The organism is Streptomyces sp. NPDC001889 (assembly GCF_053594535.1).
The window spans coordinates 124,729-150,118 of the sequence record NZ_JBSFER010000010.1 but is presented as its reverse complement, the minus strand read 5'-3'; the positions used below and the strand labels follow the sequence as shown (position 1 = coordinate 150,118).

Genomic DNA, 25,390 nt, shown 5'->3' with positions numbered 1-25,390 from the left:
GGAGCTGTGGCGCATGGAACGCCGAAGGGTCTGATCGGCCGGCCTGTACCGCGCAGGCGCGGTCGTTCGGGGGGCTACGCGGCCGTGGTGAGGAAAACCGGTGACCGCGTCCTGGCAGCGATCTGGCCAGCCCGCCGGGCGACCCGTCTGAACTGCTGCGGTCCATCCATGGCCGATAGAGACTTCGGCTCAGTGGGTGAGCTTTCTGGAAGCCACCGTTGCGGACGAGGTATTGGTTGCCGTCCGTAGTGCGTGAGGTATGCGGATGGGGCGGGCTGACCGCGGCGGGACGCCGACGGTGAGGAGCCACTCGCCCTCACCAGCGAGCGCGATGGTCATCCGACCCCGCGACATCGGGCACTGGCGTTTCCACCTCTGATGTGATGAGGACCGCTGCCGCGGCCGCCCAGCGCGCCGGTACACTGTCCGGCCCGCCGAGGGGGTTCGCAGCCCGCCTCCACACGGCAGTCGCGTCCGCAATCGATCCGATCCGTCAGGCGCCGAAGTGGCGGCCAACCTGCCGACGACCCCTGCTGCTCCACGGTCGCTGCCCCTTGAAGTCGGGCCGGATCTGGAGTCCCGTCAGTCAACCCGTCCGCCGCCCGACGGTGTTCACCACTCGGGCGGCGGACGGGGACGGTCATCCGCTCAGCTTTCGGAGCCGGCGCTCGCCTTCTTGCGCTGGTGGGCACGCCAGGTCATGGCCCACCGGGCCGGGTCGTCCATCGCCGCTTGATCAAGGCGGTGGACCGCCTGGTTGTGCGGCGCGTTCTTGACGATGTCAGGATCGGAATACGCCTCGTCCGAAATCTGCGCGAGCACCGCGATCCAGGTGTCGAGAGCCTCCTTGCCGTACATCTCACCCGCCTCGGGTGTGAACGGCTCCGGGATCAGCCAGGGTTCATGGCTGGTAAACATGGCGTCAATGCCGAAGTCGGTCATGCGGTTCGCGACATCGTGGACGCCCACGCCGGTCTCCTCCTTCAGTTGCGCCAGGCTGTAGCGCGTCATCTCCAGGCGCGGGCTGGTTGCGTCGGGGTGGGAACGGGTGACGCCGCGAATGGCGAGCAGGCCCTTCTCCATGTAGTTGTTGGCGAGAACGGAGATGTCGGAGGCCTCGGCCACGCCCTCCGCCCCCATGGCGCGGATCCAGGCGTAGGCCTTCAGTACGACGGGCACGTTGCCCCAGAACTCGCGGATCTTGCCACAGCTCTGCGGCCGGTCGTGGTCGAGGTAGTACCGGTCGCCGTCACGGGCGACCACCGGAGTCGGAACGAAGGGCGCCAGCTCCGCGGAGCACCCGTAGGCGCCGACCGCCGGCCCTCCGACCCCGCTCTTCGGGGCGCCGAAGGTCTTGTGGAGCATGAACATGCAGGCGTCGAAGCCGATCTCGCGGGCGCGGATCTTGCTCATCATGCCGTTGAAGTTGGCACTGTCGTAGAAGCAGAGCCCGCCCGCGTCGTGCACGATCCGGACCCACTCGCGCATCTCCGGGTTGTACACGCCCATGTCGTCGGGGTTGTTGACCATGAGCGCGGCCGTGCGGTCGGAGACCGCGGCCTTCAGGGCGTCCAGGGAGGGGTATCCGTTCTCGTCGAGCATCAGGGTGATGACCTTGAAGCCCGCCGCGGCGGCGGTCGCCGCGCTCGAGGGGTGGGTCTGGATCGTGGTGATGATCTCGTCCCGCTGCTCCAGTTCTCCGCGTGACGCGTGGTAGGCGCGCGTCACAGCACAACTGGTGTACGCGGCGTCGGCACCGCCGCCGGCCTGGAAGATGAACTGGTCCATGCCGGACAGCTCCCGCAGGATGGCGTCGAACCTGTGCACGAGCTCAAGCGTGCCCTGCATGGTGTCGTCGTCCTGATAGGGGTGTACCTCGGTGACCTCGGGACGCCATGCGATCGCCTCGTTCACCTGCGGGTTGTACTTCATCGTGCAGGTGCCGAAGAGGCTGACCCCCATCATGCCGAGGGTCTGCTGGGACAACCGCAGGTAGTGGTAAAGCACCTCCGGCTCGGAGACCTCGGGCAGCGCCGGCCGGTCATGACGGCGCAGTGCCGCGGGAATCAGTTCGGCGACGTCCCCCACCTCGGCACGTACCTCGTCCTCGGCCTCGGGTACGGCGAGGCCGCGGCGGCCGGGATGGCCCATCTCGAGGATGACCGGTTCGTTCCACACCGGGGCGTGGTACTCGCGAAGTTTGACGCTCATGCTGCTACTACCTCCGTGAGGGCGTCGACAAGACGCAGTAGGTCGGCCTGGGTGTGCACTTCGGTGACGCAGAACAGAGCGCTCTGCCCGAACTCGGGGAAGTCGCGGGAGAGGTCCTTGCCTCCGAAGATCCCGTACTCGCGCAAGGCCCGGTTGACCTCCGCGACGCTGCGTCCCGTGCCGGTGAAGTCCACGACGAACTCTTTGAAGAAGCCTGTGGGGTGCGTCACCCGGACGCCCTCGATCGCGTCGATGCGCCGCGCGGCATAGTGGGCACGCTGCAGGATCAGTTCACCCACGTCCTTGAAGCCCTCCGGCCCCATCAGCGCCATGTAGGCGGCGTTGGCGATGGCCCACATGTAGACCGAGTGGCCGGTCCAGTCCTTGCCCTTCTCCCGCAGCCCGTATGAGGTCTGCTCGAACAGGGCGAGACCGAAGCCGTACTCGCCCTCCTTAACGGTGTCCGTGATGCTGATGAACAGCGTCGGGTACTGGTGGGCGTAGCGCTCCTCGTCGCGCGTGGCGATGAAGCCGCCCACTCCGCCGCCCGTGTTCATGTGCACGCCGAGCGGCTGAGTGGTGCCGATGACGATGTCGGCGCCGTAGTCCACGGGCGACGCGAGGACACCGAGTGAGATCGGATCGACGCCGACGATCGTCTCCGCGCCGGCGGCGTGTGCGATGGCGGCGATCTCCGCACCCTGGTGCTCGATCACGCCGAGGTAGGAGGGGGTCTCGAAGTAGACCGCGGCCGTTCGATCCCCGACCACCTGCCGCAGGCTGTCGAGATCCATCAGGCCGGTCTCCGGGTCGAACTCGACGAGCCGGACCTTGATGTGGCTGGGCATCTCGACCGGTTCACAGTAGTTGCGGATGACCGAGAGCCGCTCCGGGTCGATCGCGCGGACCACCGCCACCTCGTCCCGTCCGGTGATGCGCGAGGCCATGCGGATCGCGTGCCCGGCGGCCACCCCCCAGCTGCGGACCGGCATGCCGACCAGGTCCAGCTTGAGGAGCTCGCCGAGCTGACTGCAGAACTCGAACCAGGCCTGGTTGCGTCCATGGTCGGAACTCGGTTCACCGAACACCGAGGTGAGCCACTCGTTGCGGCGCACCACCTCGTCGACGGCCGCCGGCACGTGGTGCTGCCAGGTGCCCGCGCCGAGGAAGCTGAGGTTCTGCTCGGTGGTCTGGTTCTTGGCCAGGGTCTCGACGAGATGACGCCGAAGCTCGCTCTCGGACAGTGCCGGGGGAAGATCGAGTGGCCGGGAGAGGCGATGCTCGGCCGGTACCTGGCTGAACAGTTCCTCCACGGACCCGACGCCGATCGAGTCCAGCATCTCCTTCTTGATGGCCGGTACGGAGTTGGCCATGTACCGGTGTGCCACGTGCTCCTTCACCAGATTCTCCTTCTCTCACTTGCTTGACGGGTAAGTTCAAGTCCCTCGTGTGCCGGGCCGGCCGGTCAGGAGCGCACCGCGAAGAGGACGCTGCGGTCCGGTCCGGTGTGAAGCCGCAGATAGCCGCTGAGCAGCGCGTCGACCTCGGCATCGCCCGTGTCGACGCGCAGGCTTCCCGCCTCCAGGGCGACGAGTTTGTCCATCGGCGCGATCACATCGATGCCGTCGCGGCCGACCTTGCGGATGACGTCCGCGCTGATCTGCTGGTTGCCGCGTCCGAAGAGGTAGCCCTGACCGCCCAGGACGCCGACCACGATGCGGGTCGGCCGTCCCTCCATGAGGCCGAGCAGCGCACGCTCATCGAGATCGGATCCGACGAGCGCGCCGTTCAGAACGGCGTCGACACCCAGGAGCGTGGAGGGCAGCCCCAGCGCGTCCATGACGCGTCGCATCGTGGTGCCGGGACCCACGATGTACAGGACCCCCTCACGCATCCCCGCCGCGAGGCGCCGGCAGGCCGCCTCCACCGCGGCGTCGATGGCAGGGGAACCCGCTTTGGCGTTCTGGGCCAGATGACGCTCGTAGGGACTGAGGGCATAGCCGTAAAGGCATGCCGAAAGCCGGTCCTCACGGAACGCGGTCTCGTCGAGGTCCATCACCTCGGCGTCCCGCAGCCGGGCCGTGGGGCTGCCGTCGAGGAACAGCGCGGCGAGGCTGCCCGCACTGTCGGGGCTGGCGCCGAACACCGCCGAGTGCATCTTCACACCGGCCGGGATGCCGAGCACGGGCACACGGTCACCAACCGCGCCGACGATGTCACGTGCCGTGCCGTCGCCGCCCGCGAACAGGAGCAGGTCGACCTCGGACAGCAGGGTTTCGGCGACCGCCTTGGTGTCTTCGGGCCCACTGCCGCCGGGTCCTGTGCGGTGCACGACGACCGGCCGCAGCCCCGCGGCCAGCGCACTGTGCTCGCCCAGGTCTCCGGAGCCGGTCACGACCTCGAACGGGCCCTTCGAGGCGGCGGCGAGCCGGATGAGCGCGCGGGCGGCACGTTCACCCGAGAGCGGTCGGGCACCCCGGCGCCTCGCCTCTTCCAAGATCTCCGGTCCGTCGGTCCCTTTGAGCCCCACACTGCCGCCCATGCCGGCGAGCGGGTTGACGATCAGGCCCAGCTTCCTGACAGCCCCTGCCCCCTTTTGCCCGTGGGGGGTCAGGCGTCCGCGCCGCGGGGTCCGGGTGTGGACGGTGCCGGCCGAAGGATGCTCGGGATCCCGGTGATCCGACATCGGGTGACTCCTGTTCCTGGATCGAAGGTGCCCCTGGGGCACAGGCCGCGGGGCGGGGTCGGGGCAGCGCGAGACCCACCGGCGTGAGGATGGTTGGTGGGGGGTCTGCGGACGGCAGACCTGTGAGCGGCGCGGGAAGAAAAAGCGGCTGCTCAGCGACGCTGTGCCGGCCGGTTCTTCTCCAGAAAGCCAACCACTGTCGGGCGACGAAGTGAAACAAGATCTCTGCTGGTATTCACGCTGCCAGGTTGTTAATCGTCTCGCGAGAGGGCACGGCGGGACGATCGTGCCGCACGTGTCACGGGGTGGGCTCGCCCTGCAGAGAGGCCGAGGGGCGGCCTCAGAACTCGTAGGGCCTGCCGGTCGCCGTCTCGATCCTCGACACCAGATCCTTCTCCCGGTCACGCACCTCGACCGCTGTGGCACGGAACGCCTCGATCAGCGGTGTCGCCGGGCCTCGCCACGCGAGTACCAGCTCCGAGCCGGGCACGTCGGTGATCGGCCGGTACACGATCGACGGACGGGGAGCGAATCTGGACATGCTGATCGCCGTGATGGTGATCGCCTCGCCGGACCCGACCTTCTCCAGTTCCCCCTCCATCGACCCGACCACAGGGCCGATCCGCGGGAGCGAGCCCTCATCCAGCCCGGTGTCGCGCAGAGTCCAGAACCGGGACCATGTCCTGTCGTCGGTGCGGGGGGCGAGGATCTGCTCGTCGACGAGGTCGCTCAGCGTCACGGCTTGAGCGGCGGCCAGCGGATGGCTCCGCTCGACGCCGACGGCCCGGGGCTCGACGAACATCGGCTCCACGTGGAGGTCGGGGCACTCGACCGGCAAACGGATGAAAGCGATGTCCGTCGCGCCGGAGCACAAGCCGCAGGAGGGGTCGCTCCACTGAAAGGTCTCCAGTTCGAGGGTGACCGAGGGGTAGCGAGCACGGAAGCCGCGAAGCATCGGGGCGTCCAGCTCCAGCAGCGAGGAGACGCTGAAACCCACCCTGAGTGATACCTCGGGGTGGGGACAGGTTGCGCGGGCGGCCGCCGCCCCCTCCTCCAGAGCTGTCAGCGCCGTGCGCACGCCACGGAGAAAGAGCTCTCCCGCTTCGGTGAGGGCGACCGATCGTGTGGTGCGCATCAGCAGCGGGACGCCGACCTGCTCCTCCAGCTCGGCGATGCTGCGGCTGAGGCCCTGCTGCGAGATGCGGAGGATCGCGGCCGCGCGCGTGAAGTGAAGCTCGTCGGCGAGGGTCGCAAAGTGCCACAACCGGCGCGTGTTGACGTCCACACGCTCAAAGGTACGGGACCGCCGTGGCGGCTGGCCGCCTCGACCACGGGCGCTGCCGTCCCTGGTAGGGCCAAGGCCTGATGTGAGCACGAAGAGCCGATCAGACCATGCCCGACCAGAAGACCAGGCGCCGGCGGGCAGCCGATCCCGGCACCCACTTCCCGAAGACCATGCACGGCCCGCCCAAGGCTGGGGGCACCCACGATCCGCTCATTTCACGTCAGACCTCGGCATCCCTGCCCGCCCGTTCGACATGCGCCGAACATCAGCAGTGGCCTGCTCCCCGTCAGAACGCGCGGCGAAGGTGCTGACCCGACCGGACGTGCCCGTTGTCGGCGGCGGGGCCGTGGGACGTTGGAGCAGCGGCAAACCGCCGGCCCACTTCCCTCCCCAGGGACCGCTCATGGACAAGGACGCCTTGGCCGAAGCCGGTTCCGGCAGGGTTGGTCGCGGGCCTGGCCAGTGGCGCGGGTCTCGGTGGTGGCGCCACGCGTGCTGAGTGTGCCGCCGCTGGACCGCAGGTGTGCGCGTACGAACGAAGCCGTCGCCGACGAGAAAAGAGCCGGGGAAGAGGAGTGTGGCGTGCGCTCGCCGAAGTGATCGGCGGCGGATTGCTGATGCTCCTCGTCCCACTGCTCGTACGGGGCCTGGGCGGTTCGCTCTCCGGCGAGGTGCGGCTTCTTCTGGGGACCGTCGCTTGCGAGAGTTGTGCCGCCGGGGATTTGGGCCGTCCGGCCGTGTTCGGGGTCGTGCACACGGAGTGGTGACGGGCGAGCGGTTCCGCCCCGCTTTCTATTCGACGGCTTGCGCGGCCAGCTCGTAGCAGCGGATCCGTGCGTCGGCGTCGTACACGGAGGCGTAGAGCATCAGCTCGTCCGCGCCGGTCTGCCGCACGATCTCCGTGAACCGGCGGCGCACCGTCGCCACCGAGCCGCGCGCCTGCGCTGCGCCGATCGCCTCCACAGCGCCACGTACCTCCTCCGGGATCTCGTACAAGGCCGCTTCTTCCGGGGAGAGCAGCGCCGCCGAGGTCAGTTTGGACCTCGCGACGTCGGTCGGGCGTGCCAGGCGTGCGGCCTCCTCGTCCGTGTCGGCTACGACTGTTTCGACCGCGGCCATGACGTAGGGCCGGTCCGCCCACCGCGACGGTGTGAACCGTTCTCGGTAGCGCTCCGCTGTGGCGACGCTCTGGTCCGGCCGGATGTGGTGCGCCAGCGCGATCGGCAGTCCCAGCCGGGCCGCCAGCTCCGCGCTGGCCGGGCTGGATGCCAGCAGCCACGGGCGGGCTCCGCCAGCGTCCGGTTGCCAGCCGGCCAGCAGTCGCACTCCGCCTTCGCCCGAGAGGTAGCGCAGGATCGCGGCAACGTCCTCGGCGTACTCCTCGCCCGTGGTCGGCTCGCCGCCCCGGCGCAACGCCCGCACGATCGACTGGTCGAACGTGCCCGGCCCGCGGCCGATGCCCATGTCCATGCGGTCCGGATGCAGGGTTGCCAGGGTGCCGAACTGCTCCGCGACCGCCAGCGGCGCGTGGTTGGGCGCCAGGACGCCACCGGACCCCAGCCGGATACGCCGTGTCAGTGCCGCGAAGTGCGCCATCAGAACCGCCGGCACCACGCTCGCCGACAGTTCGGTCCCGTGGTGCTCGGCGAACCAGACTCGCCGGTAGCCGAGTTCGTCCAATCGAAGCACGGCTCGACTGGTCGCTTCGAGCGACTCGGCGGCCGTCCGGTTCGACTCCGCGATCACAAGATCCAGAGCGGACAGTGCGATGGTCATGATCGAAATCTCTCTGTGGTGAGCCGCGGTATGAAGGCGCGGGCGGGCAACTGGACACAGCGCACCAGCAGCGCTGAAGTCCGGCTGGCGTCGGACGGGTCACGCCGGCGCGCGCCACCGTGTTCACCCTTTCCGACGTTGAGGGCCTCATGGAAAAGGGATCCCGATCCGGCGAAGACCTGAACGGCAGCTACCTCCAGTGACGCAGGCATGGACTACTTCACGCAGGTCGTCTTTCAGCGTTCAACGGCGAATGGCCGTCTGCCGCCATCATGGAACGGTCGGCGAATCGCACCCTGTGCGGTGCGCGGGCGTATTTACGCCCCTGCTCCAGCTGTGCCGAGGCCCTGGCAGGTTGCCTCCACACCGACGACTGCCATTCCTGACATCGCGCTCAGCGATCCGGCTTGCCATGACTCTCCGTGCGGATTCTGCCCTCGCTGGTTCTCTGCGCAGGGAGACGGGCTCGGATCATGGGGCCTTGCACGCGAGGCGGTGGTCATCCGCACCAGAAACCGGCAGCCGCCCCGGGGCGGCTGCCGGTTTCTCAGCGCTACGGCGTCGTCTGGTGCGATGGCTCGTCGAGGGGCTGCACGGCGATGGCGATCTTGCCGCGGGGGCGTCGGCGGCCTGTGCCGGTGGAGCCGCCTTCCAGCAGCGCGTGGGCCTGTGCGATGTCGGCCAGTGGGAGCACGGTGCCGATCACCGGCCGGAGTCTGCCCTGGTCGACCAGGCGGCCGAGGGCTTCGAACTTCGCCCGGCCGGGGCTGGCGAAGAGGAAGTGGTAGGTCGCGTTCACGCCCCACGCGGCGAGCAGGTTCTGCGGTTCCGGGATGTCGACGATGGACACCACGCGGCCCCGGTCGGTGAGGACCTCAGGGCTGCGGGTGAGGGTGTCCCCGCCGACCGTGTCCAGGACGACGTCGACTCCGCCCAGCGCGCGGACCTGCGGCACGTAGTCCCCGGTCGAGAAGTCGATCGCGTGGTCGGCTCCCAGTTCCTTGACGAACGCGTGGTCCCGCGCCCGAGCAGTGGTCACCACCTCGGCCCCGATCGCGCTGGCGACCTGGATGGCGGCGGAGCCGACTCCGCCCGCGCCGCCGTGCACCAGGACCCGTTCCCCGGCCCGCACCGCGGCGCGTTCGACCAGCGCCTCCCACACCGTCACGCCCACGACCCCGAGACCGGCGGCCTCGACATGCGACAGCCGTGCGGGCTTGCGGGCGACCAGGGCCTGGTCGACCACGTGGAACTCGGCATAGGAGCCGGGCCCGGCGAAGGGCGGCGCTATGTACCAGACCTCGTCACCCGGCTGGAAGTCGTCGGCCCCGGGGCCGGTCCCGACCACGACGCCGGACACGTCGTTGCCGATCACCGCGGGCAGCGCCACCTGGTCGCGGTAGTCGCCGCGCCGGGTCTGGAAGTCGAGGGGGTTCACGGATGTGGCCATCACGCGCACCAACACCTGACTGGGACCCGGAGTAGGCCTTGGCAGCTCTCGGGCGGCGAACGCGTCTTCCGCGCCACCGAAGCGGACTAGTTCCATCACACGCATCGAAGTAGACATACGGCGACCTTAAATCGTCATATCGCGAATCGTCAATATATGACTGGGCTAGGATGAGCGCGTGTTCTCGGAGGCGGAGTTGCTGGCTGTGTTCCGGGCCCTGTCCAACCCGGCCCGCCGCCAGATCCTGGTGTGGCTCAAGGAGCCGATGAGCTTCCCCGGACAGGAGCCCGACGACGTCGAGATCGGCGTCTGCGTGACCGACATTCAGCGACGTGCGGGTCTGGGGCAGTCAACCACCTCGCAGTACCTCGCGATGCTGCGGCAGGCAGGGCTGGTGATCGCCACCCGGCGAGGCAAGTGGACCTACTACCGCCGCGACGAAGAGAACATCGCCCGCCTCCTGAAAACGCTGCGCGACGTCTTCTAGGCCCGCGCATCAAAAGTGGATCATGAGCTGTGAACGATCACAGTTCACGTCCGAAGCACCTCGCCCTCCGGGTCGCGCGGCCGGTTCGCCTCGTCGGCCTTGCGCCACGGCTCCAGGAGCAGGGAGCGCGCAGCCGGCGCCCGGGAGCGCCCCAGCCGGGTGCCGCCCGGCGAAGCCCGCAGCACCTTCCCGAAGCGCGCGTCGACGTCGGGCAGCTCCCCCTCTCGCGGCGGCCTGCCAAGGCCGCATCTGCTCCAGGTGCCCGGCATCCCCACGGATCATGCCGCCCGTCAGTCCTGCCGAGGCCCGCGCCGGCATGAGCCCCGCCAGTGCGTCGGTCTCGAACTGCTCCCATGCTTCAGCCGTGGCCGGCGGCCGGGCACCGCGCAGGCCCTGTACGGCAGCCGGCGGCAACCCGGGCCACCTCGGAGAGGGAACCCCTGGTCACGAGGTCGAGAACTCGGGGAGGCGCAGGGCAACCCGCGCGCGGTATCGCGCAAATGTTCCCAATCTGAAAGAGAGGGCTGACGGCGGGCCGGAGGTCTCGCTCCGCCCCCACCGGGCCCCGGGGCGGGTCAGCGGGTGCGCTCATAGTGGCGGCGCGCCTTCTCGCGGTTGCCGCAGACGGCCATCGAACACCAGCGGGCGCGGTTGGCACGGCTGCGGTCCAGCAGGAAGAGCCGGCACCCGGTGTTGGCGCAGGGGCGCAGCCGGCCCGGCATCCGCTCCTCGGCGGCGGCCCAGGCGAGGACCGTCTCGACGGCCAGCCGGGCGTGCGGGGGAGTCCCGACCGTCCACCGGAGGCCGTCCGCAGTGATCTCCGGGGTCTGGTGGACCCCTTCGAGCAGCGGGCCCAGCGCACCGGGCGGGCTTTCTCCGCACACCACGTCCCGCAGCATGTCCCGCGCCTCGCGCAGCAGCGCCAGTTCCGCGAGGCTGCCGTCGCCACCGTGCTCCCGCGCCCAGCGCCTGCCTTCGGCCGGGTCGCCGAGCGCGTCCCGCTCCTCGCCATCGATCAGCGGCCTGCTGTTGAGCAGGTCCAGCAGCACATCCATCACGCACTCCCCTCTCTAACCAGTTGGAGCTTCTTGACAGGTTAGACCATTCATGCTTGCATGGCGAACATAACCAGATTGAATCAACAAAGGGGTTAGATATGGGCTCGGTGCACCACCGGACCGCCACGGTCGACGGCCACCGGATCTTCTACCGCGAGGCCGGCCCCGCCGACGCTCCCGCGATCGTCCTGCTGCACGGCTACCCGACCAGCTCGTTCATGTTCCGCGAACTCATCCCGCTGCTCGCCGACAAGTACCACGTCATCGCGCCGGACCACCTCGGCTTCGGCCACTCCGACGCCCCCCTCGCGACCGAGTTCGACTACACCTTCGACGCCCTCGCCGACATCACCTCCGGACTGCTCGACCAGCTGGGCCTGGACCGCTACGCCCTCTATGTCCAGGACTACGGCGCCCCCATCGGGTGGCGCCTGGCGCTCAAGCACCCCGAGCGGATCTCCGCCGTTGTCACCCAGAACGGCAACGGCTACGAGGACGGTTTCGTCGAGTCGTTCTGGGACGGCCTCTGGGTCTACGGGGCGAACCCCGGCCCCGACACCGAACCCGCCGTCCGCGCCGCGCTGAGCCCCGACGCCATCCGCTGGCAGTACCTCCACGGCGTGCCCGACCCGAGCCGGGTCAGCCCGGACACCTGGGAGCACGACGTCGCCCTCGTCTCCCGCGAGGGCAACGACGAAGTCCAGCTCGCACTGTTCCGCGACTACCAGAACAACCGCCCGCTCTACCCGCTGCTCCACGAATTCCTCCGCACCAGCGAGGTCCCGGTGCTCGCCGTCTGGGGCCGCAACGACGAGATCTTCGGTCCGGAAGGCGCCCGCGCCTTCGCCCGGGACGCCAAGGACGCGGAAGTGCACCTGATCAACGGCGGCCACTTCCTCCTGGAGAGCCACCTGGACGTCGTCGCCGGCTACCTCCGCGGCTTCCTCGGGCGAGTCCTGGCATGAAGCAGGGCCGGGGCTGAAAGAAGGGTGCCCTGACCCGACGCCCGGCAGCTGGCGTTTTCGCAGTACATGCGAGGAGTGCCGGGCGATCCTTGACATAGAGCGACGGAGCTCGTTGGTACAGGCAGTCGTACAAGACCGCGTGTATCCGAGGAGCTCCGTTGTTGTTTCATCATGTCCGGCCAGACCCCTGGCCGCCGTCACCCGTGCGATTGCCGTGGCGGCGGGCCGGTTCACCCTGGGGTATCTGGGCGAGTTGACGGCCGTTGTGCCGTTCGAGCGGGTGGACCCGGTCCTGGAGGAGACAGGCTCGGTGCAGCGGCGAATACGGCTTGCTCACAGCCAGCGGCGGGGGCCACTTGCAAGTATTCGGAGTGAAGATGTCCCGTCCCGTCACCTGTCGGGTGCGTCCGGCCGGCCGGGCTCGGTGGTCGTAGCGGCGGGCGCGTGCGGCGCAGGCTTCGCGGAGGGACGCGGGGGCCGATGACGTGCAGGTTCGCGTCAAATCGGCCAAGGCCGACAGCGAGGGCGGTCCAGGACCAGGATCCCGTGATCACGCGGCATCGGGTGGGCCCGAGCGGTTCCACGATGCCGTCGGCGGTGTGCGGTACGACCTCTGATGCGGGTAGCTCCAGGATGGCCTCGCCCTGGCAGGGCCAGGCGGCCCCGGTTCCGCCGGAGCCCCGGAACCGGCCGGTGACGAACGCGGAGACGTCCCCGCCAGGCAGCCGGCGGACGGTGAAACGCGGATCGGCCGGCGTGCACGGGGTCATGCGGCCGGTGCGGAAGATCCGCCAGTCGTCGCGGTCGAGGTCCCAGGCCAACAGATACCAGTGGGTGCGCTGGCCACGAGGTGACGGGGCTCCATGCGGCGCCGCTGCAGTACGGCCCCCTGGTACGGGGTGTAGTCCAGGCGCAGTACTTCGCGGCGCTGGATCGCGGCGCTCACGGCGGTGAGCAGATCCAGGACCCGGGCCGGTGGGACGCCGGGACCAGGCGGGCCACGGTGATGACATGGAGGGCGTCGATACGCTGCCGCAAGCGCCCAGTCGGCGTCCTCCGCGATCGCGGGGCGGGGCGGTGCTCCGCAGCGCGACGGCCAGAGCGATGACCTGCTCGTCGTCGAAGAGCAGCGGCGGCAGCTGCGATCCGGGACGCGCAGACGGTATCCGCCGCCCGGGCCCTTATCCGTGGCGACCGGGTAGCCAAGGGCGCGCAGGCGGTCGATGTCACGGCGCACGGTGCGCACGGTGACCTCCAGTCGCCCGGCCAGGTCGTCTCCGCTCCACTCCGGTCGTGCCTGGAGCAGGGCCAGGAGCCGCGAGGACGCTTTCTGTATACCTCCAGCATGGGCCCAGTACAGGACACAACCTGTCCTGTACTGATGCCATGCTCTCTCACAGACCCCAGAGATGGGCATCCCGCCCTTCCATCGCATGTGCCTCATCCGGCACATTTCACGCTTGGAGCAGAGCGTGACCTGGGTTCTGGACGTCCCCGCCCCCTACAACGGCTGACCCACTCCGGGGCGGGCCCGCGACGGCTGCCCGCCCCGCTCGTCCTCGCCATCACCCCGCCGACGGCAGTCGGCCCACAGGGAAGCGGATCTTCTTATGCGCATGCGTCAGCTCGGCCGGACCGGTATCGAAGTCAGCGCCTACTGTCTGGGCACCATGATGTTCGGCCCGAACGGCAACCCGGATCACGACGCGTGCACCCGCATCGTGCACCGGGCCCTGGACGGCGGCATCAACTTCATTGATACGGCAGACGTCTACGGATACAGCGAGACCGAGCAGATCCTCGGCCGTGCCCTCAAGGGCCGCCGCGAGGACGTGGTCCTGGCGACCAAGTTCAACGGCCCCATGGGCGAGGGGCCCCTTCACCGCGGCAGCTCACGCCGCTGGATCATGAAGGCGGTCGAGGGCTCCCTGCGCCGCCTGAACACCGACTACATCGACCTCTACCAGATCCACCACCCCGACCCCCACACCGACATCGAAGAGACGCTGTCCGCCCTCACCGACCTGGTCCGATCCGGGAAAGTCCGCGCGATCGGCTCCTCCAACCTCCCCGCGAGCGACATCGTGCAGGCCCACTGGGTCAGCGAACGCCGGGGCCTGCACCGGCTGCGCACCGAACAGCCCACCTACTCTATCCTCAACCGGGCGATCGAGCGCGAGATCCTCCCCGTCGCCCGCCGCTTCGGCATGGGCGTGCTCGTGTGGAGCCCGCTGGCCATGGGCCTGCTCACCGGCCGCTACCGCAAGAACGACGCCCCGAGCAGCAACGCCCGCATGCACTGGGTCCCCGGGCACATGACCGATCCCCGCAAGCTCGACGCCGTCGAGCAGCTGATCCCCCTCGCCGAACAGGCCGGCCTGCCGCTCACCCACCTAGCCATGGCCTTCGCCACCGCCCACCCGGACGTCACCTCGGCCATCATCGGCCCCCGCACCCCCGACCAGCTCGACGACCTGCTGGCCGGCGCGGCGACCGTGCTCGACGACGCCGTCCTGGACCGGATCGACGAGATCGTCCCGCCGGGCACCGACATCGGCCCGCTCGACGTGGCCTACCAGCCCCCCTCCCTCACCGACACCGGCCGGCGGCGCCGCCCCGGCCCCGAGCGTGCGGCAGCCTGAGACCATGAGTGTCCTGACCCAGCGCGACCTCAACCGCGCCACCCTCGCCCGCCAGTACCTCCTCGAACGCGAGGACCGCACCGCCCTCGATGCCGTGTCCCACCTGGCCGGACTGCAGGCCCAGGCCCCGCAGGAACCGTTCACCGGCCTGTGGTCGCGCGTCAGGGCCTTCACCCCGGCCGACCTGGACAACCTGGTCACCTGCCGCCAGGTGGTGCGCACCCACCTCATGCGCCGCACCGTCCACCTCGTCACCGCCACCGACGCGCTCGCCTGGCGCGCCCGCCACGACGCCATGCTGCGGCAACGCGTCCTGTCCACCTACCGCAGCGAACTCGCCGGCATCGACCTGGACGAACTGAGCACAGCGGGCCGGGCCGTGATGGCCGACGGCCGGCCACGCACCATGGGCGAACTCGTCGGCGCACTCCGCGACCGCTGGCCCACACCGCCCGGCCGGGTGCTGGGCGAACTCCTCGTCGCCGCGCTCATCCCCATGGCCCAACTGCCCCCCAGAGGAGTGTGGAAGAAGACCGCGGGCGTCCACAACCTCCCCCTGTCCACCTGGCTGCACCAGCCCGTCCCCCCTCTGCCCGCGGACCCGGACGACCCGGTCGGACAGCGACTCGTCCTGCGCTATCTGGCCGCCTACGGCCCCGCCACCACCGCGGACATCCGCGCCTGGAGCGGCCTGGCCGGACTGCCCGCCGCGGTCAAAGCCCTCCGCGGCGACCTCATCACCCACCGCGACGAACGCGGCCGTCTCCTCCTCGACCTGCCCGACGCACCCCGCCCACCCGCCGACACCCCCGCGCCCGTCCGCTTCCTGCCCGCCTTCGACAACGCGATCCTCGGCTACCAGGACCGCAGCCGCATCATCGACGACCCGCACCTCGGCCTCTCCGTCGCCGGACAACGCGCCGCCCTCATCGACGGCCGCGTCGCCGCCACCTGGACCACCGGCGACCGCCGCCTCACGATCAGCCCCCTGCGCACCCTCACCCGCACCGAAGTCCGGGAACTGGAGGCGGAGGGCCAGAACCTGGCCACCTTCATGGACCAGGACATCGACACCATCCACGTCACCGAACCCGCCTGAACCGCGGCACCCCGCCCGCAGAGGTGCCGCGGCTGGACGCCGCGTGATTCCCGTCATCGACCAGGCGCGAGAGTTCTGTGAACGCCCCCGGAAGAGCCGCGAATCCGCAGGTCGCCACTGACGGAACTCCTCTCAAGCCGGCTCTATGCGAGAGGGCTCTTTCGGCAGGCCACCGTGTCATCGATTCAACAGAGGACGGTCAACGGTTCGTCATATTTGTCGGCATGATCCGCTGTAGTGTCCCAACGGAAATGGAGACCGGAGATCACATTGAGGTGCTGTAGGGCATGGTGAATTCAAGAAAATCCCGTTTCAGGCGGACCGTCATCGTTGGTGTCGGCATTCTGGGCGCGACAGCCGGTTCTGTTATTCCCGCGGGCGCTGCGGCGCCGGAACAATCCCGGAGTCTTCGTCCGTTCTACGAGCAGAAGATCGGCTGGAGCCCGTGCTCGTTCGACCGGGAAGTCGAGTGCGCTTCCGTTGAGGTCCCCCTGGACTACTCCCGCCCGGGCGGCGAACGCATATCCGTGGCCATCAGCCGTCAGAAGGCAGCGGACAGCAAGGCGCGGCGAGGCGTCCTGCTCTTCAACCCGGGCGGTCCAGGAGGGTCGGGGCTGACGAACCGGTACGGCAAGTCGGCACCCAAGGAACAGTTCAAGGACACTCCGCTCAACGCCGCCTACGACCTCATCGGGTTCGACCCCAGAGGTATCGGGAAGTCGGCACCGCTGCGATGTGAGAACTTCGACCTGCCCAACATCACATCGCGACCGTCCGACGCGGACTTCGACCACTTCGCGACCTGGGCGAAGGAATTCGAGAAATCATGCGACAAGCTGGACGGACAGCGCCGCAAACAATTCAACACCCGCAACACCGCCCGGGACATGAATGTGATCCGCGCGGCTCTGGGCGAGCGGCGGATCAACTACGTCGGGTACTCCTACGGCACCTACCTCGGAACCGTCTACGGAAGCCTGTTCCCCTCCCGGCTCGACCGGAGCGTTCTCGACTCCTCCGTCCACCCCGACAAGACCGGCTATACCTCTATGAAATCGAAGGCGGAGGCGGCACGGGGCTTCGTCGAGGAATGGGCCGGCTGGGCGGCGGAGCGCGACCAGACGTTCGGGCTGGGGCCGTCGGTCCCGGAGGTCATGGCGACGGTGGAGGCGGTGTCGTCCCGGCTTGCCGAGAATCCCGCCGGCGGCTGGGACCGGAACACCTTCGACGCCTTCCTGGGCTTCGACGCTCAAGATGTCGCCAAGTGGCAGGAGATGGCGGAACGCGTGGCCGGACTGAAGCCGGCCAGTAGCATTCAGTCGTTCCGCAAGGTTCCGCCCGTCCCGAAGGCGGCAGCCGAGCGTGAGGTCATCGAAGCAGCCACGTACACGATCCTGGCCGAGGGCGAGTGGCCGCAGGACACCGAAACCTATCGTGAGCAGGTCAAGAAGAACCGCGACCGCCTCCCTTACGGATTCGGCCCCATGGGCTCTCTCCCCCTGCCGCCTGCCTTCCGCTCCTTCGCACCTCCCGAGGCCCTGACCGACATCGAGCGTGACGGCTACCCCCGCGGCATGGTGATCCAGGCGAAGAGGGACTCCCAGACCCCGTACGAAGGCGGCGTGGCGATGGCCAAGCGGCTCGGCAGCGTGCTGGTATCCGTCGACGACCACCAGCACACGCAGTACGCGTCGACAAACAACAGGTGCGTGGACGAGCCGGTGACCGAGTACCTCATGCAGGGCACCCTTCCGTCAAAGCCCGTCAGCTGCCCCGCAGCAAAGACCGGCTGACCCGGAGACCTCTGCGGGGCCCGTCAGCACGCTGACGGGCCCCGCGCCATGCCGGCCTCGGGCCACGGCGGAACCGGGGGCAGATACCCGTGTTGCCCAGTGCAATCCGCGAGGAACACCCCGGCGCGGTCGTTCCCGTCCCCGACCTCGACAACACGGCCCCCGGTGGCTCTGAGGTGACCGGGAGCCGGACCGGTGCGCGGTCGATCACGACACCAGCCGCCAATTCGGGCGCATCCCGGGGCCTGCGGGCTCACCGGGGGCTCGCCTTCTGCGCAGGGATGCGAGGGCGGGGTATGGGCCACGGGAGAACCTCAACGAGGTTCCGAGCCCGGCGACCGCGTAGGCCGACCGCCCGGCCGGGAGAATCAGCTGGAGCGGGCCACGGGCCAACGGGGACAACGGGCTTATCCCGAGGCCCCGGCGCGGCCGGCGAGGACGGCCTTCGCACGCCCGAGATCAAACGGTGCCGTCGCCTCCGCGAGGATACGGGAGGCAGTGACGACCGAGAGGGTGCTGCCGTTCTACGCGCACGGCGTCGAGCTCGGCACCCCTTGCATGGTGCTGTCGAGGCTGTCGATGTGCTCCTCGACCCAGGTCCGCAGGAGACGCAGGGGCACGGCCGCGCTGTGGCCGAGGGTGGTCAGGCTGTACTCGACGTGCAGGGGGACCGCGGGATAGACGGTGCGGTCGACGAGCCCGGCGCCCTCCAGACGCCGCAGGGTCTGCGTGAGCACCTTGGGGCTGACTCCTTGCAGGAGCCGCTGCAGTGCGCCGAAGCGTTGTGGGCCTTCCTCAAGGGCTCCGATGGCCAGGGCTGACCACTTGTTGGCCAGCAGGTCCAGCAGGGCCCGGCAGGGGCACTGGGCCGCGTACACGTCGTGATGGTCGTGCTGTCCGGTCAGGCAAAGGGTGGTCACAACGCTCCAAGCTGCATGCTTCCCCATGGGAAGTAGATTCCCTTGATGGTAACCACCTCCCCGGGCATACGGTCAACCCACTGGATCGGGGGTCGGTACGCGGCCTTTCGGCATATTTTCTGGGAGTTGGCATATGTCTACGATGCGCGCGGTGGTGCAGCATGCCTTCGGCGGCCCGGATGTCCTGCGGGTGCGTGAGGTGCAGCGGCCCGTGCCGCTGCCGACCGAGGTCCTGGTCCGGGTGCACGCCGCCGGGATCAACCCGGTCGACTGGAAGACCCGGAGCGGCGGCGGGATGGCCGGAGTGCTTGGCGAGCCGCCGTTCACCCTGGGCTGGGACGTCTCCGGTGTCGTGGAGGAGACCGGCTTCGGCGTGACCACGCTCAAGCCCGGCGACGAGGTGTACGGGATGCCGTGGTTCCCCCGCGCGGCCGGCGGCTACGCCGAGTACGTCACCGCCCCGGCCCGCCAGTTCGCCCGGAAGCCCGCGAGCATCGGCCACGAGCAGGCCGCCGCCGTACCGCTGGCCGCTCTCACCGCCTGGCAGGCCTTGGTGGACACCGCCCACGTCCGCCCCGGCCAGCGGGTACTGATCCACGCCGCCGCCGGAGGTGTCGGACACTTCGCCGTCCAGTTCGCCAAGCACCTGGGCGCCCACGTCACCGGCACCGCCAGCGGCCCGCGCCACGCCTGGCTCACCGCACTCGGCGCCGACGAACTCATCGACTACACCGCCGTCCGCTTCGAGGAGCACGTCAAGGACATCGACACCGTCATCGACCTCGTGGGCGACACGCACGACAACACCAGCACCCGCTCGCTCGACGTGCTGCGCCCCGGCGGACTGATCGTCGCGATCCCCGCGGGCGTCTCACCCGAACTCCTCCAAGCGGCGCAGTCGCGGGGGCTGCGCACCAGCCCGTTCCTCGTCGAGCCCGACGGCCCGGCCCTCACCCGCATCGCCGAACTGATCGACGCCGGCGAGGTCAGCGTGGAGGTCGAGGAGGCATTCCCGCTGGAGCAGGCCGCCCAGGCCCACACCCGCGGCCAGCGCGACCGCACCCGGGGCAAGCTCGTGCTGCGCGTCTCTACCTGATCCTCGCCCGGCTGCCGTTGGTCCCCGGCACGGGCCCGGCCCCAGCGTCACCTCGGACCCGGCCCCGATCCGCGCAAAAGGGCGCCGCCGAGGGCTGCACCCGCCCGCAGTCGGCGACCGTCACCTTCACCGATTCCACGACTTGAGGGAGTTCACCGTGTTCTACGAGCTTCGGCGCTACCAGACCAGGCCCGGACGCCGGGCTGAGTGGGTCCGCTACATGGAAGACGTCGTCATCCCCTTCCAGACGTCGATGGGGATGACGGTCACCGCGTCCTTCATCGACGAAGAGGACCAGGACGGATACGTCTGGATCCGCCGCTTCGGCGACGAGGCACAGCGTGAGGAGCTGTACGCCGCCGTCTACCAGAGCGAACGCTGGCAGGAAGAGATCAGCCCGGTCGTCGACGACCTGCTGATCCCGGAAGAGTCCGTGGTCACCCGTGTGGCACCTACACCGCAGTCCCCGCTCCGGTGAAGGATCCCACCCACACGGGAGACGGTTCAGGTGCACAGCGCAACCCGGTCGAGATCCCTGCCACTCCGCCGGTCACCCGCCTCAGGGCCATGGCGAGGTGCGTCGTGGTGCCGTCCTGAGCGAGTGTCCGTCCGAAGCCTCGTCTCACGAAGCGGCAAGGGAGGTGGGCAGCTGCTGCCGATGAGACGTCTTTGACAGCCTCGGTTCCGGACGGCTTCAGGCCGACGGGAGGATCGCTTCGATGAGGTGCGATCCGGGTGTGGTCAGCGCGGCGGAGAACTGTTCGGCCAGTTCCGTTGTGCTCGCAGCCCCGGACGCGGGGACGCCCATGCCGCGGCCATGGCGGTGAAGTCGATGTCGGGTCTACTCAGGTCGAAATCACCAACGAACCCCCGCCCCGCCCTCTCGCTGCCCGGCGCGCACCATGGCCTCAACGGCCTCCGCGAGCGCGCCGAACTGCTCGGCGGAAGCCTGGAGTCGGGACCATCCGAAGACGGCGGCTGGCAGGTCCGGCTCCGCCTCCCGGACCGCCGCAGCTGATTACGTCCTTCGCATCAGTTGCACGGCTCCTCTCCGCCTGAGTCACGTGCGTGTGCGGCCTCACCTCCTGGCGCTCTCCACCTTCCACGGGCTGGCAGGCAAGCCGGGCGACCCGCCCTCATCTCCCGCCCATCACCCGCAACGGCCCAAGGGAAAGGAAAGCGACGACCACGACCGGGAGCTCACGGCCCGGGCCCTGAGCGCCGGCTGCGTGAGAAGAACGCGATCTGCACGACCCCCTCACATCCCAGCTCGGGCACCACCTCCTCGGCCGATGCTGCGCGCTCCAGCCTCAGTCCGGCCCGGACGAGGCGGGCGGCTGGTGTGCCGGCCGCCCCACCGGGCAGCCAGAGCGGAGATCAACAGCAGTCCGCGGGCCGCTCAACGCACCGTGCTCGGGATCCCGTACCCGGAAATCCGGGCCCGGGCCCGGGGCCGTGTGTCCGGTACCCCGATCCGCCCGCAGGCAAGGCGGCCTCGGCGACCGCTGCCTTGGCAGGGTGTTCACGCCGGACACCTGCGGGATCAACGTCTTCGGTTCCCAGGACGGCCCCCGGCCGAGAATCGATCTGATCAATGCCTGGGATCGGAAAAGATTGCTTCCCCTGATGCTACGGGCTGCCTAGATTCACACCACGGCTTCACCCGTGGACATGTGGAGGAAACGATGACCGCACTCGGAGCGGCCCGGCCGCCGGGGCAGACCCATGAGATCCTCGCCAAGGTCGAAGCCGACCTGGAAGAGGATCTGCTGCCGGTCGAGATCTTCAACGATGCCGGCGTCTTCCAGGCGGAACTCGAACGCATTTTCGCCGGCAGCTGGGTCTTCGTCGCTCATGAGAGCGAGATCCCGAAGGCGGGCGACTTCGTCCAGCGCCGCATCGGCCTCGACCCGGTGATCGTGACACGGGACGGCCAGGGCGGAATCAACGTGCTGTCGAACTACTGCCGGCACCGGGGGACCCAGGTCTGCCAGACCGACCAGGGCAACTCCCGTTTCTTCACCTGCAACTACCACGGCTGGACCTACGCCAACAACGGCGAACTGATCGGCACCCCCTTCATGCACCGCGCCTACGGCAAGCCCGTGGACAGGCAGCAGTGGGGCCTGCTCAAGGCCCCGCGGGTCGAGACGAGGTGCGGGCTTGTCTTCGCCTCCCTGGCCGAGCACGGCGAGTCTCTGGACGAGTACCTGGGAGGCGCCGGCTGGATGCTCGATGCCCTGCTGCGCATGCATCCGGACGGTATGCGTGTCGCGGGACCTCCGGACCGCTACCGCGTCAAGGCCAACTGGAAAACGGCCGCTGAGAACTTCGCCGGGGACATCTACCACGTCCCCACGCTGCACGGCAGCATGGAGGAGGTCGGCATCGCCCGCGGACTCGACTCCGGCGGCGAGTTCGGCCGGCCGTACCAGTTCGAGAACGGTCACTCGTTCATGGGAATCGCCTGGACGCAGGCATCCGGCCCCTTCTTCGAGTTCTGGGGATACCCGCCGGAGATCAAGGACCACTTCGACCTCTCCGCCCTGGACGAGACACAACGCCACGTGGTCACACACGACGGCCCGATCGTCGGCACCGTCTTCCCCAACCTCAGCTTCTACCGGGGTGCGGCCGTGGACGGCGCCGGCCGGATGTCCGTCATCACCTCCTTCCGGCAGTGGCAGCCCATCGGCCCCGGTGAACTCGAAGTGTGGAGCTGGCAGTTCGTGTGGTCCTTCCAGGACGACGATTCGGCTCTCCAGGATGCGGTCATCGGACAGCTGCACTTCGGCTCCGCCGGTGTCGCGGAACAGGACGACACCGTCGCATGGGAGGGCGCCCCGCGGGCCGGAGCCAGCCCCTGGGCACGGAGCAAAGGCATGGCCTTCCACTTCCAGCAGGGCAACAACTCCGAGGTCGACCAGTCCCCGGACCCCCTGTGGAAGGGACCGGGCATCCGCAGGCTCACCGGCTTCGGCGAACACAACCAGCTCGCCTTCTACCGCAACTGGCTGCGCGTGATGACCCAGCGCGCCGACGAGAAGGCGGTGTGACGATGACCGCCGCAGCTTCCTCACCCACCTCGGCGAACGGCACCACGGTCGACGGCGATGTGTACGCCGCGGTGTGCACGTTCCTGGCCACCGAAGCACGACTGCTGGACGAAGGCCGCGAGGAGGAGTGGTTCAAGCTCCTCGCGGACGACCTTCTCTACACCATCCCGATTCGGCAGGCCGCCGAGCCACGATCGGCGGAGGTCGACCGGAAGGCCTTCCGGCTTCGGGACACCAAGGCCGACATCCGTCTGCGACTGAACCGGCTCGCCACGAACCACGCCTACTCCGAAGTGCCGCCCTCACGCACCATGCGGCTGGTGGGCAGCGTCACCGTCACCACCGGACAGTGGCACGGCCTGCTGGAAGTCTCCAGCGCACTGCTCCTCTACCGGCAGCGCGGCATCGACCCGCACTTCGACCTCATCCCCTGCCGGCGCAACGACATCCTGCGCCGGTGGGAAGGCAACCTCACGCTGGTCTCGCGCGAGGTGATCCTCACCGAGACCAGCCTGGCCACACCGAACCTCGGAGTCCTGCTGTGAGCGCGCAAACCCACGTCGCCGTCGACCCCGGCAGATGCCGGGCGTACGGACTCTGCGTCACGATCCACCCCGACGTCTTCAGCGTCCCGGCCGGCAGCTCCACCGTCCAGCTCCTGCGCGAGGCCGTGGACGCTCCTGACCTGGAAGACGTCGAAGAAGCCGCGCGTGCATGCCCGGCCCGGGCCATCACCCTGCGAACCCCGGAAACGCCATGAACACCCCTCGGAACGCCGTGGTCGCGGGTGCGTCCGCGGCCGGCCTGGCCGCGGCGGACGGACTCCGCGAGGGCGGTTGGGAGGGCACCATCACGGTGCTCGGCGAAGAACAGCACCAGCCCTACGACCGCACGATGCTCTCCAAAGGAGTGATGGCGGCCCACCCGGGTCCACCGGCCCCCCTGCGCTCGCCGGAGCACCTGGCGCAGCGAGACATCGACGTGCGGCTCGGCCAGGCCGCCCGGGGCCTGGACATCGACCGTCGGCTGGTGGTGACCAGCGAGGGTGAGGCGTTGCCCTACGACATCCTGGTCCTCGCCACCGGCAGCCGCGCCCGGATCATGACCACCACGGACGGACGGCCGCTGCCGGTGCTGCGCACCGTCGACGACCTTGCGCGTCTGCGTGACACCGTGTCCGGCGGTCAGCCGGTGACCCTGGTCGGCGCGGGCCTGATCGGTCTGGAGATCGCAGCGGCTCTCCACGCCCGGGGACATGCGCTGACCGTGATCGGCGACGCGGCCCTCCCTCTGGCGGACAGTTTCGGGGACGAGGTCGCGAGGTGGCTGTGGGACCTGCACACCAGCCGCGGCGTCGTCGCGACCCTGGGCCGGAAAGTGCTCGCCGTCTCCGGCCGGCCGGGCACCTACCGCGTTCACCTCGACGACGGAACCCGCCATGACACCGACATCGTCCTGGCCGGGATCGGCGCCGTTCCCCGCGACGAATGGCTCATCGGATCCGGAGTGCGACTGCGAGACGGCGTGCTGTGTGACGCCGCCGGCCGCACGAATGTCCCCGGCGTCTGGGCCGCGGGCGACCTGGCCAGGACACGCACAGGCACAGACGACCGGGCAACCGCCTTCGGGCACTGGACCAATGCCGCGGAACAGGGCCGCAACGTGGGCCTCAACGCCGCCCGCGGGGAACACACCGCCTATCACGGCCTGCGCTCATTCTGGACAGTCCAGTACGGGCGCACCATCCGCTCCCTGGGCACACGCCGTGGCGGCGACCGGGACGAGACCGTCGAGGGCGACCTGGCCAGCGGGGAGTTCGTCGTCCTGCACAGCGCACCCCGCGGCGAAACCCTGCACGCCGTCACCGCGTGCGGCCGGGACCGTTCCCTGCGCGGCTACCGCAAGCTGCTCCTCGCCGGCGCCTCGCTGTCCCAGGCCCGGGAACTGGCACAACGGCAACGCGGCTGACCGCCGCAGACACACCACCCAACGCCCACCCTCACCCGAAAAGAGACGGAAGACCATGAAGATGTTCGACGAGGACGTCGTCCTCATCCTCGGCGGCGGCTCAGGCCTGGGCCTGGGTATCGCCCGCCACTTCGTCGACGAAGGCGCCCGCGTCGCCGTGTTCGAGATCTCCGAGACCAAACTCAAGACCCTCGAAGCCGAGTTCGGCGACCAAGTCCTGCTGTTCCACGGGGACGTCACCAACCCCCAGGACCTGATGGACTGCCGCCAGGCGATCACCGACCGCTGGGGCCGGCTCGACGCACTCGTCGGCTCCCAGGGGATCTTCGACGGCCAGGTTCCCCTCAAGGAGGTGGCACTCGACCGCGTCCCCCCTCTCTTCGACGAGCTCTTCCGCGTCAACGTCCTGGGCTACATTCTGGCCTGCAAGGTCTTCGTGGAACTCCTGGAGGCCAGCAACGGATCCATCGTGCTGACCGCCTCGGTGGCCGCCTACGCCGCCGACGGCGGCGGCCTGATGTACACCGCCACCAAGGGAGCGGTTGTCAGTGCGGTGCGGCAGCTGGCGTTCGAGTTCGCTCCCCGGGTGCGGGTCAACGGCGTGGCGCCGGGCGCCATCGCCGAGAGCCAGCTCCGGGGGCCCAAGTCGCTCGGTCTCGAGGGATTCAAGCAGTCCGACATCCCGCAGGACGCCATGCTCACCACGTTCCGCAAGCTCACACTCATGCGCGAGCTTCCGACACCATGGGACTACGCGCCGGTGTACGCGTTTCTCGCCTCGCGCCACAACACCGTGGTGACGGGACAGACCGTGCTGCTCGAGCAGGGAGCCCTCAACCGGGCTTCCCTCAGCGCTCCCGGCGCGACCGGGGGAATCGGAGCCTGAGATGCCGGGACG

Annotated in this window: 23 protein-coding genes and 1 pseudogene; 13 read left to right on the top strand and 11 right to left on the bottom strand. The window is 69.2% G+C overall.

Going from position 1 to position 25,390, the window contains the following annotated elements:
- Positions 1-648: 648 nt before the first annotated feature.
- The 6 genes from gcvPB to ACWCRA_RS13565 all read right to left on the bottom strand — a co-directional run bounded on the left by gcvPB (position 649) and on the right by ACWCRA_RS13565 (position 9,525).
- On the bottom strand, positions 649-2,211 hold the full coding sequence (gene gcvPB / locus ACWCRA_RS13590; RefSeq protein ID WP_451067577.1) for an aminomethyl-transferring glycine dehydrogenase subunit GcvPB: 1,563 nt from the start codon (positions 2,209-2,211) through the stop codon (positions 649-651).
- A complete protein-coding gene (gene gcvPA / locus ACWCRA_RS13585) occupies positions 2,208-3,611 on the bottom strand; it encodes an aminomethyl-transferring glycine dehydrogenase subunit GcvPA (protein ID WP_451067576.1) in 1,404 nt (467 codons plus the stop codon). The genes gcvPB and gcvPA overlap by 4 nt, the downstream gene beginning before the upstream one ends.
- A 65-nt stretch (positions 3,612-3,676) precedes the next feature.
- On the bottom strand, positions 3,677-4,897 hold the full coding sequence (locus tag ACWCRA_RS13580; RefSeq protein ID WP_451067575.1) for an ATP-NAD kinase family protein: 1,221 nt from the start codon (positions 4,895-4,897) through the stop codon (positions 3,677-3,679).
- A gap of 340 nt (positions 4,898-5,237) precedes the next feature.
- On the bottom strand, positions 5,238-6,182 hold the full coding sequence (locus tag ACWCRA_RS13575; protein ID WP_451067574.1) for a LysR family transcriptional regulator: 945 nt from the start codon (positions 6,180-6,182) through the stop codon (positions 5,238-5,240).
- Between the two features lie 792 nt (positions 6,183-6,974).
- A complete protein-coding gene (locus tag ACWCRA_RS13570; RefSeq protein ID WP_451067573.1) occupies positions 6,975-7,958 on the bottom strand; it encodes an MsnO8 family LLM class oxidoreductase in 984 nt (327 codons plus the stop codon).
- Positions 7,959-8,511: 553 nt separating this feature from the next.
- On the bottom strand, positions 8,512-9,525 hold the full coding sequence (locus ACWCRA_RS13565) for a zinc-binding dehydrogenase (RefSeq protein ID WP_451067572.1): 1,014 nt from the start codon (positions 9,523-9,525) through the stop codon (positions 8,512-8,514).
- Between the two features lie 61 nt (positions 9,526-9,586).
- On the opposite strand from ACWCRA_RS13565, the gene ACWCRA_RS13560 reads away from it, so the two are divergent.
- The gene (locus ACWCRA_RS13560; RefSeq protein WP_451067571.1) at positions 9,587-9,895 is read left to right on the top strand and encodes an ArsR/SmtB family transcription factor; all 309 of its coding nucleotides are present in this window, start codon (positions 9,587-9,589) and stop codon (positions 9,893-9,895) included.
- A gap of 44 nt (positions 9,896-9,939) precedes the next feature.
- Here the strand turns inward: ACWCRA_RS13560 and ACWCRA_RS13555 are convergent, their stop codons facing one another.
- Both ACWCRA_RS13555 and ACWCRA_RS13550 read right to left on the bottom strand, forming a co-directional pair.
- Complete coding sequence (locus tag ACWCRA_RS13555; RefSeq protein WP_451067570.1) at positions 9,940-10,164, bottom strand: hypothetical protein; 225 nt, start codon at positions 10,162-10,164, stop codon at positions 9,940-9,942.
- Between the two features lie 306 nt (positions 10,165-10,470).
- Positions 10,471-10,950: a CGNR zinc finger domain-containing protein gene (locus tag ACWCRA_RS13550; RefSeq protein ID WP_451067569.1), complete on the bottom strand. Its 480-nt coding sequence runs from the start codon at positions 10,948-10,950 to the stop codon at positions 10,471-10,473.
- A 101-nt stretch (positions 10,951-11,051) separates the two neighbouring features.
- Between ACWCRA_RS13550 and ACWCRA_RS13545 the strand changes: the two genes are divergently transcribed.
- Positions 11,052-11,918 carry an alpha/beta fold hydrolase gene (locus tag ACWCRA_RS13545; RefSeq protein ID WP_451067568.1) on the top strand — a complete coding sequence of 289 codons (867 nt, stop codon included), beginning with the start codon at positions 11,052-11,054 and terminating at the stop codon, positions 11,916-11,918.
- Positions 11,919-12,148: 230 nt separating this feature from the next.
- Here ACWCRA_RS13545 and ACWCRA_RS13540 read toward each other — a convergent pair whose 3' ends face one another.
- Together ACWCRA_RS13540 and ACWCRA_RS13535 are read right to left on the bottom strand one after the other, a co-directional pair.
- Complete coding sequence (locus tag ACWCRA_RS13540; RefSeq protein ID WP_451067567.1) at positions 12,149-12,739, bottom strand: hypothetical protein; 591 nt, start codon at positions 12,737-12,739, stop codon at positions 12,149-12,151.
- Positions 12,685-13,335 (bottom strand): helix-turn-helix transcriptional regulator, encoded by a 651-nt coding sequence (locus ACWCRA_RS13535; RefSeq protein ID WP_451067566.1) that lies wholly within the window; start codon positions 13,333-13,335, stop codon positions 12,685-12,687. The genes ACWCRA_RS13540 and ACWCRA_RS13535 overlap by 55 nt, the downstream gene beginning before the upstream one ends.
- Positions 13,336-13,528: 193 nt before the next feature.
- Here ACWCRA_RS13535 and ACWCRA_RS13530 point away from each other — a divergent pair, with 193 nt between their 5' ends.
- The 3 genes from ACWCRA_RS13530 to ACWCRA_RS13520 all read left to right on the top strand — a co-directional run bounded on the left by ACWCRA_RS13530 (position 13,529) and on the right by ACWCRA_RS13520 (position 17,452).
- The gene (locus ACWCRA_RS13530; protein ID WP_451067565.1) at positions 13,529-14,560 is read left to right on the top strand and encodes an aldo/keto reductase; all 1,032 of its coding nucleotides are present in this window, start codon (positions 13,529-13,531) and stop codon (positions 14,558-14,560) included.
- Positions 14,561-14,564: 4 nt separating this feature from the next.
- Entirely contained in the window at positions 14,565-15,659 is a 1,095-nt protein-coding gene (locus ACWCRA_RS13525; RefSeq protein ID WP_451067564.1) for a winged helix DNA-binding domain-containing protein, read from the top strand.
- A 287-nt stretch (positions 15,660-15,946) separates the two neighbouring features.
- A complete protein-coding gene (locus ACWCRA_RS13520) occupies positions 15,947-17,452 on the top strand; it encodes an alpha/beta hydrolase (protein ID WP_451067563.1) in 1,506 nt (501 codons plus the stop codon).
- Positions 17,453-17,976: 524 nt separating this feature from the next.
- On the opposite strand, the gene ACWCRA_RS13515 is transcribed toward ACWCRA_RS13520, so the two are convergent.
- Positions 17,977-18,372 (bottom strand): winged helix-turn-helix transcriptional regulator, encoded by a 396-nt coding sequence (locus tag ACWCRA_RS13515; RefSeq protein ID WP_451067562.1) that lies wholly within the window; start codon positions 18,370-18,372, stop codon positions 17,977-17,979.
- 142 nt (positions 18,373-18,514) lie between these two features.
- On the opposite strand from ACWCRA_RS13515, the gene ACWCRA_RS13510 reads away from it, so the two are divergent.
- The 8 genes and pseudogenes from ACWCRA_RS13510 to ACWCRA_RS13475 all read left to right on the top strand — a co-directional run bounded on the left by ACWCRA_RS13510 (position 18,515) and on the right by ACWCRA_RS13475 (position 25,378).
- Positions 18,515-19,468 (top strand): NADP-dependent oxidoreductase, encoded by a 954-nt coding sequence (locus ACWCRA_RS13510; protein ID WP_451067701.1) that lies wholly within the window; start codon positions 18,515-18,517, stop codon positions 19,466-19,468.
- Positions 19,469-19,625: 157 nt separating this feature from the next.
- The gene (locus tag ACWCRA_RS13505) at positions 19,626-19,946 is read left to right on the top strand and encodes an NIPSNAP family protein (RefSeq protein ID WP_451067561.1); all 321 of its coding nucleotides are present in this window, start codon (positions 19,626-19,628) and stop codon (positions 19,944-19,946) included.
- A 393-nt stretch (positions 19,947-20,339) separates the two neighbouring features.
- A pseudogene (locus ACWCRA_RS13500) lies at positions 20,340-20,486 on the top strand (two-component sensor histidine kinase); the annotation flags it as partial.
- Positions 20,487-21,153: 667 nt separating this feature from the next.
- Positions 21,154-22,524, top strand: a complete 1,371-nt coding sequence (locus tag ACWCRA_RS13495) for an aromatic ring-hydroxylating oxygenase subunit alpha (RefSeq protein WP_451067560.1) — start codon at positions 21,154-21,156, stop codon at positions 22,522-22,524.
- A 2-nt stretch (positions 22,525-22,526) separates the two neighbouring features.
- Positions 22,527-23,069: an aromatic-ring-hydroxylating dioxygenase subunit beta gene (locus ACWCRA_RS13490; protein WP_451067559.1), complete on the top strand. Its 543-nt coding sequence runs from the start codon at positions 22,527-22,529 to the stop codon at positions 23,067-23,069.
- A complete protein-coding gene (locus tag ACWCRA_RS13485; protein WP_451067558.1) occupies positions 23,066-23,284 on the top strand; it encodes a ferredoxin in 219 nt (72 codons plus the stop codon). The genes ACWCRA_RS13490 and ACWCRA_RS13485 overlap by 4 nt, the downstream gene beginning before the upstream one ends.
- On the top strand, positions 23,281-24,492 hold the full coding sequence (locus tag ACWCRA_RS13480) for an NAD(P)/FAD-dependent oxidoreductase (RefSeq protein WP_451067557.1): 1,212 nt from the start codon (positions 23,281-23,283) through the stop codon (positions 24,490-24,492). Before ACWCRA_RS13485 ends, ACWCRA_RS13480 begins: the two co-directional genes overlap by 4 nt.
- Positions 24,493-24,547: 55 nt before the next feature.
- A complete protein-coding gene (locus tag ACWCRA_RS13475) occupies positions 24,548-25,378 on the top strand; it encodes an SDR family oxidoreductase (RefSeq protein WP_451067556.1) in 831 nt (276 codons plus the stop codon).
- Positions 25,379-25,390: the final 12 nt, after the last annotated feature.